13 protein-coding genes are annotated in these 15013 nt (G+C 63.6%); 8 read left to right on the plus strand and 5 right to left on the minus strand.

The features are described from left to right. The first annotated feature begins 42 nt into the window (after positions 1 to 42). The 3 genes from DJ81_RS02315 (at position 43) to DJ81_RS02325 (ending at position 3401) form a co-directional block, all read left to right on the plus strand. Positions 43 to 2469, plus strand: a complete 2427-nt coding sequence (locus tag DJ81_RS02315; RefSeq protein WP_094527524.1) for a PAS domain S-box protein — start codon at positions 43 to 45, stop codon at positions 2467 to 2469. A 91-nt stretch (positions 2470 to 2560) separates the two neighbouring features. Further along, entirely contained in the window at positions 2561 to 2992 is a 432-nt protein-coding gene (locus tag DJ81_RS02320; protein ID WP_094524479.1) for a helix-turn-helix domain-containing protein, read from the plus strand. Further along, complete coding sequence (locus tag DJ81_RS02325) at positions 2985 to 3401, plus strand: helix-turn-helix domain-containing protein (RefSeq protein WP_094527525.1); 417 nt, start codon at positions 2985 to 2987, stop codon at positions 3399 to 3401. Before DJ81_RS02320 ends, DJ81_RS02325 begins: the two co-directional genes overlap by 8 nt. Before the next feature lie 17 nt (positions 3402 to 3418). Here the strand turns inward: DJ81_RS02325 and DJ81_RS02330 are convergent, their stop codons facing one another. Both DJ81_RS02330 and DJ81_RS02335 read right to left on the minus strand, forming a co-directional pair. Beyond that, on the minus strand, positions 3419 to 4360 hold the full coding sequence (locus DJ81_RS02330) for a 2-dehydropantoate 2-reductase (RefSeq protein WP_094588246.1): 942 nt from the start codon (positions 4358 to 4360) through the stop codon (positions 3419 to 3421). Between the two features lie 175 nt (positions 4361 to 4535). Beyond that, positions 4536 to 6590, minus strand: a complete 2055-nt coding sequence (locus DJ81_RS02335; RefSeq protein WP_094588248.1) for a glycoside hydrolase family 15 protein — start codon at positions 6588 to 6590, stop codon at positions 4536 to 4538. A gap of 159 nt (positions 6591 to 6749) precedes the next feature. Here DJ81_RS02335 and DJ81_RS02340 point away from each other — a divergent pair, with 159 nt between their 5' ends. Continuing rightward, positions 6750 to 7094 carry a co-chaperone YbbN gene (locus DJ81_RS02340; protein ID WP_241881461.1) on the plus strand — a complete coding sequence of 115 codons (345 nt, stop codon included), beginning with the start codon at positions 6750 to 6752 and terminating at the stop codon, positions 7092 to 7094. Positions 7095 to 7836: 742 nt separating this feature from the next. Here the strand turns inward: DJ81_RS02340 and DJ81_RS02345 are convergent. From DJ81_RS02345 to DJ81_RS02355, 3 genes are read right to left on the minus strand one after another with little or no spacing between them, the layout of a single operon-like run. Beyond that, entirely contained in the window at positions 7837 to 8646 is an 810-nt protein-coding gene (locus tag DJ81_RS02345) for a nucleoside phosphorylase (RefSeq protein WP_094588250.1), read from the minus strand. 38 nt (positions 8647 to 8684) lie between these two features. Beyond that, positions 8685 to 9290 (minus strand): class I SAM-dependent methyltransferase, encoded by a 606-nt coding sequence (locus tag DJ81_RS02350; protein ID WP_094588252.1) that lies wholly within the window; start codon positions 9288 to 9290, stop codon positions 8685 to 8687. Positions 9291 to 9347: 57 nt separating this feature from the next. Next, a complete protein-coding gene (locus tag DJ81_RS02355) occupies positions 9348 to 10082 on the minus strand; it encodes a helix-turn-helix domain-containing protein (RefSeq protein WP_094588254.1) in 735 nt (244 codons plus the stop codon). 88 nt (positions 10083 to 10170) lie between these two features. On the opposite strand from DJ81_RS02355, the gene DJ81_RS02360 reads away from it, so the two are divergent. From DJ81_RS02360 to DJ81_RS02375, 4 genes are all read left to right on the plus strand, one after another. Beyond that, the gene (locus tag DJ81_RS02360) at positions 10171 to 11283 is read left to right on the plus strand and encodes an MBL fold metallo-hydrolase (RefSeq protein WP_094588256.1); all 1113 of its coding nucleotides are present in this window, start codon (positions 10171 to 10173) and stop codon (positions 11281 to 11283) included. Positions 11284 to 11285: 2 nt separating this feature from the next. Continuing rightward, positions 11286 to 12575 carry an MFS transporter gene (locus tag DJ81_RS02365; RefSeq protein ID WP_094524487.1) on the plus strand — a complete coding sequence of 430 codons (1290 nt, stop codon included), beginning with the start codon at positions 11286 to 11288 and terminating at the stop codon, positions 12573 to 12575. 929 nt (positions 12576 to 13504) lie between these two features. Then, a complete protein-coding gene (locus tag DJ81_RS02370; RefSeq protein ID WP_094527531.1) occupies positions 13505 to 13882 on the plus strand; it encodes a hypothetical protein in 378 nt (125 codons plus the stop codon). Positions 13883 to 13978: 96 nt separating this feature from the next. Beyond that, the gene (locus DJ81_RS02375; RefSeq protein ID WP_094524489.1) at positions 13979 to 15007 is read left to right on the plus strand and encodes an NAD(P)/FAD-dependent oxidoreductase; all 1029 of its coding nucleotides are present in this window, start codon (positions 13979 to 13981) and stop codon (positions 15005 to 15007) included. Positions 15008 to 15013 lie beyond the last annotated feature (6 nt).

Below are 15013 nucleotides of genomic sequence, written 5' to 3' on the forward strand. Positions count from 1 at the left end.
AATGATCCACTCACGCCTCGTGTCCCGCCGCGCTCCGACGCCATGACGGGGACCTCCGAATCCGGGACCGCGTCGGGCGACGAAGCCACCGTCTTCGAGCGCCTGTTCGAGCACACCCCAGACGCGGTCCTCGTCATCGACGCCGAGGCGAACCGCATCCTCCGCTGTAACGACCGGGCCTGCGAACTGCTCGGATACGATCGGGAGCGTCTCCTCGCACTCGGACCGCCGGACATCCATCCGCACGACTACGAGGTGTTCGAGGAGTTCGTCGAACGCGTCCGTGACAGCGGAAGCGGGTTCACCGCGGAGCTGTCGTGTCACACGCGGGACGGCGAAGTCGTCCCCGTCGACGTCACCGCGACGACCGTCCGGTTCGATGGAGACGACCGGATACTCGCGATCGTGCGGGACGCATCGGCGCGTACGAAGCGCGAGCGGGAGCTGCGCCGTCGATCGGCGGCGATGGCCGCGGCCGACGACGGGATCGCCGTGCTCGACGGCGAGGGTGCGGTCGTCCACGCGAACGAGGCGTACGCCTCGCTGTTCGGGTACGACGACCCGGAGGCTATCGCCGGTGCGACGTGGGGCGCACTGTACGCGAATCCGGACCGATTCGAACTCGACTGCCGACCCTCGGTCGCCGAGTCGGGCGAGTGGCGGGGGGAGTTAACCGTCCCGCGGGAAGACGGCGACGACGTGCCCGTCCGAGCGTCGGTGACGGGACTGGAGGACGGCGAGTTCGTCTGCGTCGCTCGCGACGTGAGTGAGGAGCGTCGGCGAGAACGCCGGCTCACGGGGTTGACCGAGGCGAGCCGCGACCTCCTCGCCGCGACCGACCGCGACGACGTGAGCCGGATCGCGATCCGGACCGTCGTCGATATCCTCGGCCACGAAATCGCCTGCGTCAGACTGTACGACGCCGACGCCAACGAGTTGGTTCGGACGGTCACGTCGGACGCGGCCGCGGAGCTCGTCGAGTCGGCGCTCGCGTACGACCTCAAGTCGTCGAACGCCGGCGCGGCGTACCGGAGCGGGGAGACCGTCCGGAACGAGTCGCCGACCGACGAGGCGTACACGGACGACCCGTGTCGGGCCGAAGTCCACGTGCCGCTCGGCGAGTTCGGCGTCCTCAGCGCCTTCGACCGCGAGGCACCGATGGGGGCGGTCGACGTTCGGCTGATCGAGCTGTTCGCCGGCGTCGTTCGCTCGGCGTTCACCCGTGCGGAGCGCGAGGAACGACTCCGGACCCGGCGGAGCGAACTGGAGCGCCGCCGCGAGGAGTTGGCGGCGGCTGACCGATTCAACACCCTCGTCACCGAGGTCATTCGCTCGGTCCTGCGAGCGACCAGCGGTGCGGCTGTCAGGCAGTCGGTCTGTGACGAACTCGCCGGCTCGTCGCTGTACGAGGCGGCGTGGATCGCGACCGTGGAGACGAGAGACGACGCCGACGCCGTGACGATCGACTCCAGTGCGGTCGCGACGGGCTCGTTCAGCGAGACCGACGAGGAGTCGTTCCTCACGTCGCCGTTCGCGCGCCGACTGGTCCGGAAGGCACACGACGCTGACACCGCGGTCGTCGAGCGCCGACGCTTCGAGTCCGAGAGCCGTGACGAAGCCGAGTCGGTCGCGGACGACGAGTCCATCGCCGCGGCGGTCCCCGTCGCCTGCGGCCGCCAACGCTTCGGCGTGCTCGCCGTGGCCGGGGCCGAAGAGAGCGGGTTCGCCGAGGCGACGCAGAGCGGCCTCGAACTGCTCGGTGAGACGCTCGGGTTCGCGATCATCGCCGACCGGCGCCGGAACACGCTGATCGAGAGCGACTCCGTCGAACTGGAGTTCTCCTTCGAAAGCCCGCTCGGGGATCTCTCAGCGGCGTTCGACTGCCGGTGTGATCACCTCGGTAGCGTCACCGACGCGGGCGACGCCCACGCCTACGAGACGCGGATCACCCACGGCGACTTCGCCGAGATCCGCGCGTTTCTCGACGACTACCCCGCGGTCCGAGAGTGTCGCCTCGTCGAGCGTCGCGGCGCGACGTGCGTCGTCGAGATCACGGTGGCGGGCGCCCCACCGGGGCTGCTTGCCGAGGCCGGGTTCAGTCTGGTGTCGTTACACGCGAGCGACGGCGACACGAGACTGATGGCCGAGGTCCCGAGCGACGAGGACGTTACGCGCGTACTCGACACGCTCTCGGAGCACTGGGACGGCGTCGAACTGGTCGCCAAGCGCCAGACCCCGACCCGCAGGGCGGACCTCCCGGTCCCGATAGACGGCGCGGCGGGCCTCACCGACAGGCAGCGGTCGGTACTGGAGACGGCCTACGAGGAGGGATACTACGACTGGCCCCGTAGGCACACGGCCGAAGAGGTTGCCGAGAGCCTCGGTATCGCCTCGGCGACGCTGCACCAGCACCTGCGCGCGGCGGAGCACACCCTCGTCTCGTCGTTCGTCGACGACGAGCGAGAGTGACGGAGTGACCCGGGACCCTATGTGTCTCGGTACCCCTCCACCGAGACACGTAGCGTGGGTGACCATACTACTGGGGAGTGACCCCAGAACCATGAGCACCGAACCGATCCCGATATCCCGTCTCGACGGCTCACACGAGCGCACGCAGCGCCTCCTCATCGAGGTCGCCGACGTCTTGGGTCACAAGTGGCATCCGGTCATCCTCACCCAACTGCTGAACGGGGAGCCGCACACGTTCAGCGAGCTCGGGGCGGCGATCGACGACGTGTCGAACAAGATGCTCTCGGACAGCCTCTCGACGCTCGAATCAGAGGGGCTCGTCGACCGAGAGGTCGTCAGCGAAAAGCCGGTCCGGGTCCGGTACACCCTGACCCGCCGCGGGCGGGAACTAGAGTCGGTCCTCGATCCGATGCTCAGGTGGGGTCGCGAGCATCTCGCCGGCGATGTAGTCGACCGTCCGCGGGAGCCGGCCGGCCCGCGTCTCCCGGGTCGCCCCGGCGGGGAGGAGGTCGCCGATGAGTAGTCGCTCCGACCGCGGCGGCAGCGCGACCGCAGACGCTCTCGCGACGCGCGGGACCGGTGGCCGGTCGGACCGGGACGACGGGCTCGCAGTGGAGGAGCCCTCCCGCGAGGAGGTGCTCCGCACCGTGTTCGGGCTCGGCGGCCACGACGTCCGGACGTACGACGCGGTCGCCGAGTCGCCGGGATCCACCACCCGGGAGCTCGCAGACGACCTCGACCGCGACCGTAGCAACGTGAACCGGTCGCTGAACCGGCTCCGAGAGGCGGGACTGGTGACGCGGAACCGTCGCCTACTCGACGCGGGCGGGCACGTCTACCAGTACTCCGCCGTCGGATCGAGCGACGACGTCGTCGCGCGGGCGGTCGACCGCTGGCGGTCGGCCGCGCTCAACGCGGTTGTGTCAGAGTAGCGCAGTTTTCACAGCAGTCAGGAGTCGTCGGATTTTCTCGACCGGTTTCGCTGCGCCCACGGTTGCAGAACCGCGTAGACGGCCTCGTTCATCGGGACGGCGACGCCGTGCTCTCGACCCCGCCGGACGACCGCGCCGTGGAGGGCTTCGAGCTCCATCGGCTTGTCGTGCGTCATGTCGTAGTGGAGCGACGAGTACGAGTCCGCGCCGAGGCCCTCGGGGAACTCCATCCACCGGTCGACGGTCCCTTCCGGGAGCTCGATCCCGGCGGCCCGGCCGACCCGACACGCCTCCTGAACGATCCGTCGGTACATCTCCCGGGATTCCTTGTGGCTCCGTATCTCGCCGAGCGGGAGGCGCACCGCCGCGGTCATCCCGGCCTGGGCGCAGATGAACGCGGCCTTCTCCCAGAGATCGATCCGTATGGCGTCGGACAGCTCGGCCTCCATTCCGTCGGCGCGGTCGCACCGCTCCAAGAACCGCTCGGCCCGGTCGCTGTGCGCGCCGTCCAGTTCGCCGAAGGTGAAGCTAGTCGGACCGCCGGTGTGTTCGACGACGCCCGGCTCCGCGATCGTCGAGAAGATGTAGGCGACACCGCCCATGACGTGCTCCCGGCCGATCTCGGCGGCGAGCGTCTCCTCGTTGTCGAGGCCGTTCTGCAGCGAGACGACGGCGGTGTCGTCACCGAGAAGTGGCCCAAGCTCACGGGCCGCCGCCTCGGTGTCGAATGATTTGACCGTGAACAGCACGACGTCGCAGCGGCCGACGTCGGCCGGGTCGTCGGTCGCGGGCAGATTCGCCGAGAAGTCCCCGTCGACGCTTTCGACGCGAAGGCCGTTGCGGCGGAGCGCGTCGAGATGGTCGCCTCGCGCGATGAGGTGGACGTCGGCGCCGGCCCGAGCGAGACGACCGCCGAAGTACGCGCCGACGCCGCCCGCCCCGTACACCGCGACCTTCACCGGCCCTCACTCTCCGTCGGAATCGGACTGGAGTCTGACATCGTTCGGTACGGTTCGGACCGGTCGTGTTAACCCTTGTCTACTCCCGCCGGTCGCGCAGTTTCCAGGTGGTTCGCCGATCGACACGACTTCTTCGTCGCGGCGGGCGTCGTCGGAGAGCCTTCCCGCACGCCGGTCAGTCGGTCCCGCCGTCTGGCGCGAGCCCGAACGCCTCGTCGCGGACGTGGTGTTCGACGAGCAGCAGGTACGTCGCCTGGCTCCACTGGAGGTTCGAGTTCCAGCGGACCCGACCGCCTCCGTCGACGCGCTCCGGGAGGAGCCCGGCCGTCGTTGTCCACTCGTGGACGTCCTCGAACACGTGGTCCGCGACAGCGTCCGAGCCGCTCCCGCCGAGCCGCCTGGCGACGTCGGCGTACGCCTCGCAGAGCGGCCAGCCGCCGTCTTCGACGGTCCCCGTGGGCGTGTAGCGGTCGCCGGGGTACCGCCCGAGACAGGGCGAGTCGCCGGCGACCCACGCCTCGTCGGCGGCGGCGTCGAGGGTCGCTGTGACGGCGTCGCTCTCGGCGTCGGCGACGTTCCACGGCCAGACGGCCATGAACGACGCCGCGTCCGGCCGGGCGTCGGCCGGCGGATCGGCCGGTGTCTCCGGGCTGTCCGCCGTGACGAGGGCGTCGCCGTACGGCGTGGACTTGAAACAGTACTTCTCGAAGTTATCCGCCCACACCGCCGCCCGCTCGCGGCACTCCTCGGCGAACGCCTCGTCCCCGTGCGCGTCGGCGAGCTCCCCCATCGAGCGCAGTCCGGCGATCGCCGCGGCGGTGCCCTCGGTGCTGTGGCCCCAGATCTCCTCCCACGGGTCCTGGTGTTTCTCCGGGAAGCCGTAGCCGTTGTCGTACGAGAGGAGGAACTCGGCGGCGCGCCGGGACATGTCGTAGTGCTCGTCGAGGAGGTCGTCGTCGCCCGTTTCCCGCCAGACGAGCCAGTGGGCGTATATCGGCCCACCGATTTGGTCGAGTTGGAGCGCCCGCCAGTGGGCCTCGCCGGTGACGAAGTAGTTCTGCCACCACGTCCCGTGCCGGTCGATGCCGCGGTCGTCGACGACGTCGCCGGTGATCTGGTTCTCGTCGAACCACCGGAGCGCGAGTCGCGCCTCGCGTTCGGCCCCGGCCGCGACCAGCGCCTGCGTGATGATAACCTGATCGCGGGGCCAGATGAACTTGTACGTCATATCGCTCGGCTTGAACGCGCCGGCGATGACGCCACAGCAGCCGTCCTGCGCGCACTTCATCGCCGTCAGCGATCGCTCGTACAGGTCGTTGACATCGGGGTCGTCTGTCGGCCCGTCCGAGACCGTCTCGTGCCAGTCTTCCCACGCCGCCGCGAACGACTCCCGCTCCGACTCGTAACCGCGGTCGAGGAGCCGGAGGGCGTGCTCGACCGCCGCCTCCTCGCCGTACCCGAATCCCACCCCAGTGAGCCACGACGCAGCGTCGGTCTCGCCGACGTACAGCCCGACGCCCACGTCGAGGTTCCCCTCGGCCCGGTCGGTGTCGTCGATGAATCCGTGGTTCCTCTCGTAGATATCCGCCCACGCGCTCCGGTCCGGGCCCTCCGCGACGCCGGTGTGGCCGATCCGGCGCCCGTCGAACTCGCGGTCCCCGTCGCGGTCCTGTGCTATCGCCACCCACCGGTCGCCGTCGGTCGCGACCACTAGCTCCGCGCCGTCGCGCTCAGTGACGAACGCCTCCTGAACCGCGTTGGGGTCCTCGTGGTCGTGGCCGTGGATTCCGAGGTCGGCGACGGTGTAGAAGGTCCGCTCCGCGACCGTCTCGAACTCTGCGTTTGTCTCGATCAGCAGGCCGCAGGTGTCCACGCTCGCGACGACGCGCTGCGTGAGGGTCCCGGTCGATCCGTCCTCGTCGAAGCGGTTCTCGAGGGTTATCTCCGGGACCTCGCTCGACGCGTACGAGACGTCGCTCTCAACGGCGTCGTCGCGGGCGTCCAGCGTGTGTTCCTCGTCGGCGTTCCACGCGAGTGTGTGGAGATCGTAGAATAACTCGATGTCTGACCGAAACGCCGACGTCTCCTCGATAATTGCGCCGTGACGGTCGCGCTGAGGATCGTCGTATCTGTTCGCGGTCAAGAGGACGTTCGCACCGTCGTCGCGCGGCGCGCTGAGAATCGCGTCCTTGTCACTCGGTACCGACGGCGCGTTCGACTCGACTGGCATGGTCGGTGAACGATTGGTGCGTTGATAAGACCGAGGCGATAATGTACTTGCGTTACCATTCGGCATGATCATGTTCGACTCTTCGCCGGTGAGCCGATGGTAACCCGTTTACCTCGTGGTTCGGGAAGCGATATGAAGGCGTAGGCCCTCCGATCCGATATGTCATCTGACGCGGCTTCCGGCGGCGGTGCGAAGACAGACGGTATTGTCGACGTGGAGAGCGCGGAGTCGTTCCATGAGGCGGTCGCAGAGAACGATCAAGTCGTCGTCGACTACTTCGCGGACTGGTGCGGTCCGTGTAAACAGCAGACGCCCATCCTCGAGGAGCTGTCCGGCATGATCGACGCGCCGATCCTCGGCGTCGACACCGACGAACACAACGGACTCGCCGCGGAGGCGGGCGTCCGGTCGATCCCCACGGTCGCGGTCTACCGCGACGGCGAGGAGATCGAGCGGTTCGTCGGCGTCACGGGAGCCGACACGATTCGGGCGGCGCTGGAGTGAGGACGGGGAGCGCTGAGACGGTCTGGCGGACATCGGATCGCGGCGGGCGTCGACGCGTCTTCGCATATCAGTTCGGACCCGATGTATTCTCAGCCCTTGACATCCTCTCCGCCCTGAAGGGCGAAGATTCCCACGGCACCGTACCGCTGGGTTGGGGTGTTTACGGTTTGTAGCTGTCTCGGTGACGGCTACTGGCTGTGTCAATCAGCCGTTACTCCTATCCCGACTTGGGATTCAGAGGTACTTCTTACTGCACCCTGAAATCCACAACAGAAAGGGTGCTTTCTGTGTGGGTTCGGGCCATCCCGATATTGTCCGATTAGATGGGCGGGTAGACCGCCTCGGCTACCGAGTAGTACGAGAATCACTCACTTGAACCACCCGACCAGAAGTTCCTGGTTACTGTAGAGAATTGTCGGATTCATCCGCGCGCTGAAGCGCGAGGCTTTCTCCTTGATTCTCCGTAACAGGAGCCAGAACGAGAACGGCCGGCCACGAACCCGCATCGTTTTGGCTACTTCCTCCTCGTACAGGAAAGTTAGCAATTCCCGACAGGGTCTCGCGTTCTTGCTGGGGTTCTCTCGACTGGGAGGCGAAGAACTGCGACCGCTCTGTTGAAATACTCAGCAGCCGATTGTTTTTCACCAACAGTCGCTCAGTACAGGGAACACACGTATCAACGTACAGTGCTGCTCCACTAACTTCGTGTCAGTAACCGCCTCTCCGTCTGATGAATTTCTACTCAATTGAGAGACTGCCAGGCGGCAGCGGCTGCATCAATCACCTCTAACGCATCTTGACTTCCAGCTGCTTCCCCCTTCTCGAAATCGTCCTCGGTCTGTCCCATCTGATTGGTTACATGAGCGACGCAAACGACTGGCAACTCTCGAACCTCGGCGAACGTGTACAGCGCCGCTGCCTCCATTTCGACGGCAAGAACTCCTTCTGATCTAGCACGTTCAATCGCAGTCTCCGTTTCCCGAAACGGCGCATCCGTCGTCCACGTCGTTCCCGTGTACACAGGACGTGACACAGTTTTGCACGCTTCTTCGACCGGAGCGCTGAGCTCGTCACCGAGAGTCGCATAACGGCTGGTCGAACGGTAGTGGTGGCTCGTTCCTTCGTCGCGGAGCGCACGCTCAATGAGAACGAAGTACGGTGGATCATCCTTCAGCACAATCTGCCCCGAAGAGGTTACGCTAACGAGAAATCGACAGCCAGCGGCGAACAGTTGCTCCGCAACGAGAACGGCGAACGATGCCCCAACAGCGCATCCCACGATACCGAACACCTTACCGTTCCGTTCGAACCGATAGAGATCAGTGTGGTAGCCGGGCCACGTTTCGACTTTGTCCGCTTCTCCGGTGGCCTTCAGGTGGCGCACGATATCACCGTCCGGATCGAGGAGACAGATATCGGGCACGGAGCATTCCGGGAGGTCTTTCTGCCGTCGGGCGTTCTCCAGCAGCGCTTCTGGTGTGAAAACGGACGGTTCGTCGAATTCTTTCGCGTCGAAAAGCGGAGAAGAACCTGAACCGGGCGAGTCGGTCATGTCTTTCGTGTTCGCGGGGCCAGACAAGGATATTGTGGTCAGCCGGTTGGGGTCCCGACTATCGCCGAGATGGCGGCAGTCGTCGGATCAGAGCTCTCGAAGACTTCCTCGTCGGAGATACACAAAAAGAACCCCTGCTCGCCATCGACGTGTTCCAATATCGTTTGGGTCAGCGTCTCAGAACCTCGGTGGATCATCCGCGGTAAATAGGACCCCTCTCGCTGCAGGTTCGATTGCACGTACTCGGAGCGCGTGTTCAACACCAGTGCAACTAGGGCTCCCTCGGAAGCGAGGACGCGGGTCGCCTCGGCAAGCGCTGAATCGACATCGGGAATGAATTCGAGCGTTGAAACGAAGACGACAGTACCGACCGACGCCGTTGCAATGGGAAGTGCGGTCGCATCACCGAGAACAATCGGTGCAGCAACTCGGTCCCGGGCTGCTTGAACCATATCCTCCGAGCGATCTAAACCGATTATTTCGTACTGTAAAAAGCGCTCTTCGAGTGACCCGATGCCGCATCCAACGTTCAGAATCCGGTCATCTTCGGTGACGTGCTGTCTGATATAGGCGGCCTCTCGATCCATGACCGCAGTCCCAAACTCGGTCTCACAGAATCGAACGAAACTCCGGACGTCGCTCATCTCATTGGGCGATTGCTATTGAATAAATAACTTATTGCCTGGCGAACTGATGACAGATTAGTCGGCGGTTCGTTCGGTTCGTCGGGTCTTCTCTACTTGTAGCGGGTCGTCGGTGGATGTCGCGGTAACCAGTCGTAGGAACTGTCCCGCGTTCGTGAGGAGTTTGTTCTCCGCTTTCCGGAGGTGTTCTTCGTACGTCGAACGAGCGACGGCCGTCTGATCGGCCAGATCTCGAAGCGAGGTCCCCCGCGGTTGCTCGTAGTACCCACTTTCCAGTGCTAACTGGAGTGCCGCAAGCTGTCGGTCAGTGAGGTCCTCGAACAGTTCACTCGCCGGAGCCAGCATGCTGTGGGGGATCTGCGTCTCCGAAATCGAGGTCTTCGAGAGCAGTTCGATCTCTCTGTCGGATCTCAGATCACCGAGTAACTCCCGGACGTCTTCACCGTCGAATGCTACTACGGTGTAGTGTTCCCAGCCTTGGCGGTAGATCGTCGGCGACTGATACAGACAGTTGTGTTTCTCGAAGCGGTCGATGATGGACCGTTCGAGTGAACAGAGACACGACTGTGTGACAACGTGATACCCGTCGTCATCTTTCGATTCGTGTAGAACGGTTCCGAGGTGGTCGATATCGTCACGCAGCCCATCGGTCGGGGTCGTCTCTGATGTGATCTCCAGCACTTGGCAGTCGCTCAGCGGCCACTCACGGATGGTCAAGTCCGGATGTCGTTCCGAGATCTCCCGGTACGGACACTCGTGTTTAACGCGAATCGAGGCCTCGTACAAGCTCATACTACGTATTTTGAACGGGTTAGGATTAACAGTACCGGTCATGTCCGGCAGTACTCATATGCGAATATAATCCTATCTACAAACACCGATGCAAGATATCTCGCCGGAAAAACTCAGCGAGCAGTTGCGACATGGCGACGGCAAGCCACTCGTCCTCGATATTCGCCATCGAGAAGACTTCGAGGAGTGGCATATTCCGGGTAGTGTCAACGTCGATGTCTACGACGAATTAACCGACAACCCTGAACAAGCCAAAGAACACCTATCGGACCTCCCCCGTGAAGAGGAGATTGTTACCGTCTGTCCCGCAGGTGTCGTCTCGGAGACCGCGACGCAAGTGCTCCGAGAACTGGACTACGACGCGGTGACGCTCACGGACGGACTGAACGGTTGGAGCCGCGTACACCGGCAGGCGACGGTTCCGGTCGATCTCGATGGCACGCTCATTCAGGTTGCACGCCCGGGGAAAGGCTGCCTCTCACACGTCCTCATCTCTAACGGCGAAGCCGTAGTGTTCGACCCGTCACACTATCTCGACGAATACGACGTGATTCTGGACGAGTACGACGCCGACCTCATCGGTGTCTTCGACACCCACGCACACGCGGACCACGTCTCGGGTGCCGCGGAACTCGCAGATCGTCACGGCGTCCCGTACTATCTCCACCCGAAGGATGCGCTTGCCATCGATGCGACGCCGGTTGAAGATGGACAAACTGTCACGGCCGGCAGTCTCGATATCGCGGTCATTCACACACCGGGACACAGCGAAGGGAGCGTCTCGTTCGATATCGACGGTGCGGTGTTGATCACGGGCGATACGCTCTTCCACGAGAGCGTCGGGCGTGTCGAACTCGGCGTCGAAGCCGGTATCGAAGACGCCGACGTCGAACAGAACGCTGCGACGCTTTACGAGAGCCTTCAGCGGCTGCTGAACAGGCCAGACGATGCGGTTGTGCTGCCTGCACACGATCCCGGCTCGCCTGAACCGCCGGTGACTGCGACCCTCGCTGAGGTCAAAGAACGGAACACGGACCTCGGCCGCGACCGCGACGAGTTCGTCGAAGAACTCGCGTCGGATATCCCGGACCATCCCCCGAATTTCGAGCGTGTCAAGCGAACGAACGTCGGTCGAGAGTCGGTTCCTACCGACGAGTTAGCTGAACTGGAGCTGGGTCCCAACAACTGCGCTGCCGAATAAACATGAGTACGGGTACTGAAATCAAACAGGGAATCCGCGAGCACCTCGGGCAGTTCTCGCTACACGTCCTGCTCGTGTTCGCCACCGGATTGACCATCGGGTCCGAACGGACCGTCGTCCCCGTTCTGGGAGAGGATGTCCTCGGCGTCACGTCGTTCCTCGTTATCGGTTCGTTCGTCGTCTCGTTCGGGATTGTGAAGTCGATCCTCAATCTCTACGCCGGCAAATGGGGCGAGGAGTACGGCCGGAAGCCAGTTCTCGTCGCCGGATGGGCGACGGCACTCCCCCTACCGGTCATCCTCATCTTCGCTCCGAGTTGGGGGTGGATCACGGTCGGCAACATCCTGCTGGGTATCAACCAAGCGTTGACGTGGAGTATGGCGATCAACGCGAAGATCGATCTCGCAGGATCCGACCAGCGCGGTCTCGCAGTCGGCATCGATGAATCGTTCGGATACACCGGCGTCGCTGTCGGTGCGTGGCTCACTGGCGTCATCGCCGGGCAGTGGAGCCTTCGGCCCGAACCGTTCTACTTCCTCGCAATAGTCGTCGTGCTGGCGTTCCTCATCTCGATCTTCCTGATCAAAGAGACCGTCCAGTACGCCCAGGCCGAAGGTGACGACGACCACCGCGACGCGAACTTGCCGTTCAACGAGGTGGTAAAGCGAGCGACCTACGGCGACAGAACGCTGTTCGCTGCGGCTCAGGCCGGCCATATCGAGAACTTCGTGGACACGCTGTTCTGGATCGCCGTCCCGCTGTATCTGGTGAGCCAAGGCCTCGGTATTGCGGCTGTCGGTGTCGTCGTCGGCGTCCACAGCGCGATGTACTTCCTCCAGATTGCGACCGGTGGGCTCGCTGACCGTATCGGCCGCCGACCGCCCGTGATCTGGGGGATGTTCCTCGCAGGGGCCGGCGTCCTCGGAATGGTGCTCGTCGAGGGGTATTTCGCGTGGGCCGTCTTGGCCGCTGTCTCCGGTTTGGGTATGGCATTACTGTATCCGAACCTGATGACTGTGCCGAGCGACGCCGCTCACCCGACGTGGCGGTCAGCGGGTATGGGTGTCTATCGAATGTGGCGTGACTCCGGCTACGCAGTCGGTGCAATCCTGATCGGACTTTCGATGGAGCTCGTCAGCGCCGAAGCCGCATTCTACATGACTGCACTTCTCATGTTCATCTCCGGCGCCATCGTGTACGTCTGGATGGAAGAGACGCACCCAGACTTTGGGACACACGAGCCGCCCGCACCTGCGACGGAGCGACCAACTGACACAGTCACTCAAGACTAGTTCAATATATCCGGCTCTGTTGAAATCCTCAGCAAGTGATATATTCTGACCCAGTCGCGGTCAGTACAGAGGATTCATCTCTCAATCACTGGTCGTAGAGCAGAATGTCTCGTCAGGAGTTTCGTGAGCAGAGAAGTGAAAAGTAGAAGGCCGTATTCCGATATATGCCACCGTGCAGTCCCCGTGACTCTGATCGTCTGCGTAAACAAATGAATCTGTCATCCCATCGTCAAGACCTACTGTGACGGTGTATTGATTTACACGAGCGCTCCACGCGTCGTCTATAGTGATACCAGATTCAGAGCTATCAGATGGTTCTAGTGAATATTCACTATCGACGACCGTTGTGTCTCCCTGTTGTATCCGAAGTTGAACCACAATGTCGCCTGCTCGCTGGTTGGCTAATACAACACCACCTAAATGAAGTCCCTGCTCGAAACCGGCCTCTAGGCATCCTGACGTTCCGAGGAGTCCCCCACCTGCTGCAATACAGAATCTCCGCCGGTGCATACGCAAGTTACGGAATTGGATTAGAACAGCACTGAACGAAAGTGTGACGATTACAGAACCATCACGGAACTTGCACCACTGAACGACGATCAATACGCAGTTCTCATTGACCGGCTGTTTCAGGCAATAATATGTTTGAAGAAGAGGATTTCAACAGAGGCATATCTCCCCACTCGTTAACCAACAGCTGTTTCAGACGGTAATGTGTCCGGAAAATAGGTATTCAATAGAACCACTGCGATGGCTTGCCGACGTCACCTTCATGTGGAGCACGCCTTTCGCATCGGTCTCAAGATTTCGACTGGGTCACCGCTCTGTGGACGGCGAGTAACGCGCTCCGAGACTGGAATCGTCCCGTCTGTGCGATGTATCCACACAACTCTTATAGTTACTTAAGGTAACCGTACGTCTTCAGCGGTATGGACGAGAGCACAGACCACACGAACAGAGACGACGGAACCGACGACTGTACGACGACGGCGTCGTTCGATGACCACGGCATCGACGACGGGTCGGAACTGATCCGGCGCACCTACTACCGGCTGGTCGCCGACGGCTGGGACAGCTTCGAGCCGACCGAGCGCTTCCTCGACCGCCTCGCGGACGCGTTCACGCGATCGTATCTCACCGCGGCCGACGCGTACGAGCTCCCGCCGCACGTCGCGGCCGCCGTCGACGACGCACGCGTTTGGGTCGGCGTTGAGTTCGCTGACGAACCCGACGCCGACCTGCGCGGGACGGTCCTCCCGGCGTTCTACCGGCACGCCGCCGGGTTCCACTGCGCGTATCGAGACTGAGTCGAGCGAGAACCGCTGGGGGCGCCGGGGTGCTCTGACGGTTGTGCAATTCGATAACAACACACGTTTTTGTTTGCGCCGGCCGACGGCACGATCATGTCTGATACGTTACCGACGGAGTCGTACGACGTGGTCGTCGTCGGCGGGGGGCCCGCCGGGCAGACCGCGGCGCTGTACAGCACTCGATTAGGCCACCGGACCGCCTTGGTCGACCGCGGCGGCGGCCGCGCGGCGATGATGCAGGAGGTCCACAACCTGATCGGCACGCGAGAGGAGACGAGCGGGAACGAGCTGCTCGGGGTCGGGAAAGAACAGCTGGAGGAGTACGGCTGCGCCCTCCACCGCGACGTGATCGCCTCGTGTAATCGCGCGGGCGACGACGACCGCATCGCGCTGGAAGGGAACAGCGCCGTGTACGAGGCCGACGCCGTCGTCCTCGCGACGGGTTTCAACGACGTGCGCCCCGATCCGCCGCTGCCGCGAACCGGCCGCGGGCTCCACTACTGTCTCCACTGCGACGCGCACATGTTCGTCGACAAGCCGGTGTACGTGATGGGACACGCCGAGAGCACCGCGCACGTGGCCGGTATCATGCTCAACTTCACGGACGACGTCGACATCCTGACGCGGGGCCACGAACCCGAGTGGAGCGACGACACCGCCGACATGCTCGAGAACCACCCGATCGACGTGGTGCACGCGGACATCTCCGGCGTCCAGAACGGCGAGGATGGCTGGCTGAAGGCGCTGGAGTTCGAGGACGGGACGACTCGCGAGTACAAGGGCGGGTTCGCGATGTACGGCTCCGAGTACAACAACGGGCTCGCCCGCGAACTCGGCTGCGATCTCAACGACGACGGGACTGTCGACGTCGGCGACCACGGTGAGACGTCGGTCGACGGCGTGTACGCTGTCGGCGACGTGACGCCGGGTCACAACCAGCTCCCGATCGCGCTCGCCGACGGCGCGAAGGCCGGCATCTCGATCCACTTCGCACTCAGAGAGTTCCCGCGAACGCCCGAGGCGCTGCGGGAGGCGGGTCCCGTCCGCGATGAGGAGGTCCCCGGCATCCCGGACGAACTGCTCGAACAGGCGGTCGACTTCCACACGTACGGCGGGGACTGACCGCAC

The sequence above is a fragment of the Halorubrum sp. Hd13 genome (assembly GCF_002252755.1).
In the GTDB taxonomy this organism is placed as follows: Archaea; Halobacteriota; Halobacteria; order Halobacteriales; family Haloferacaceae; genus Halorubrum.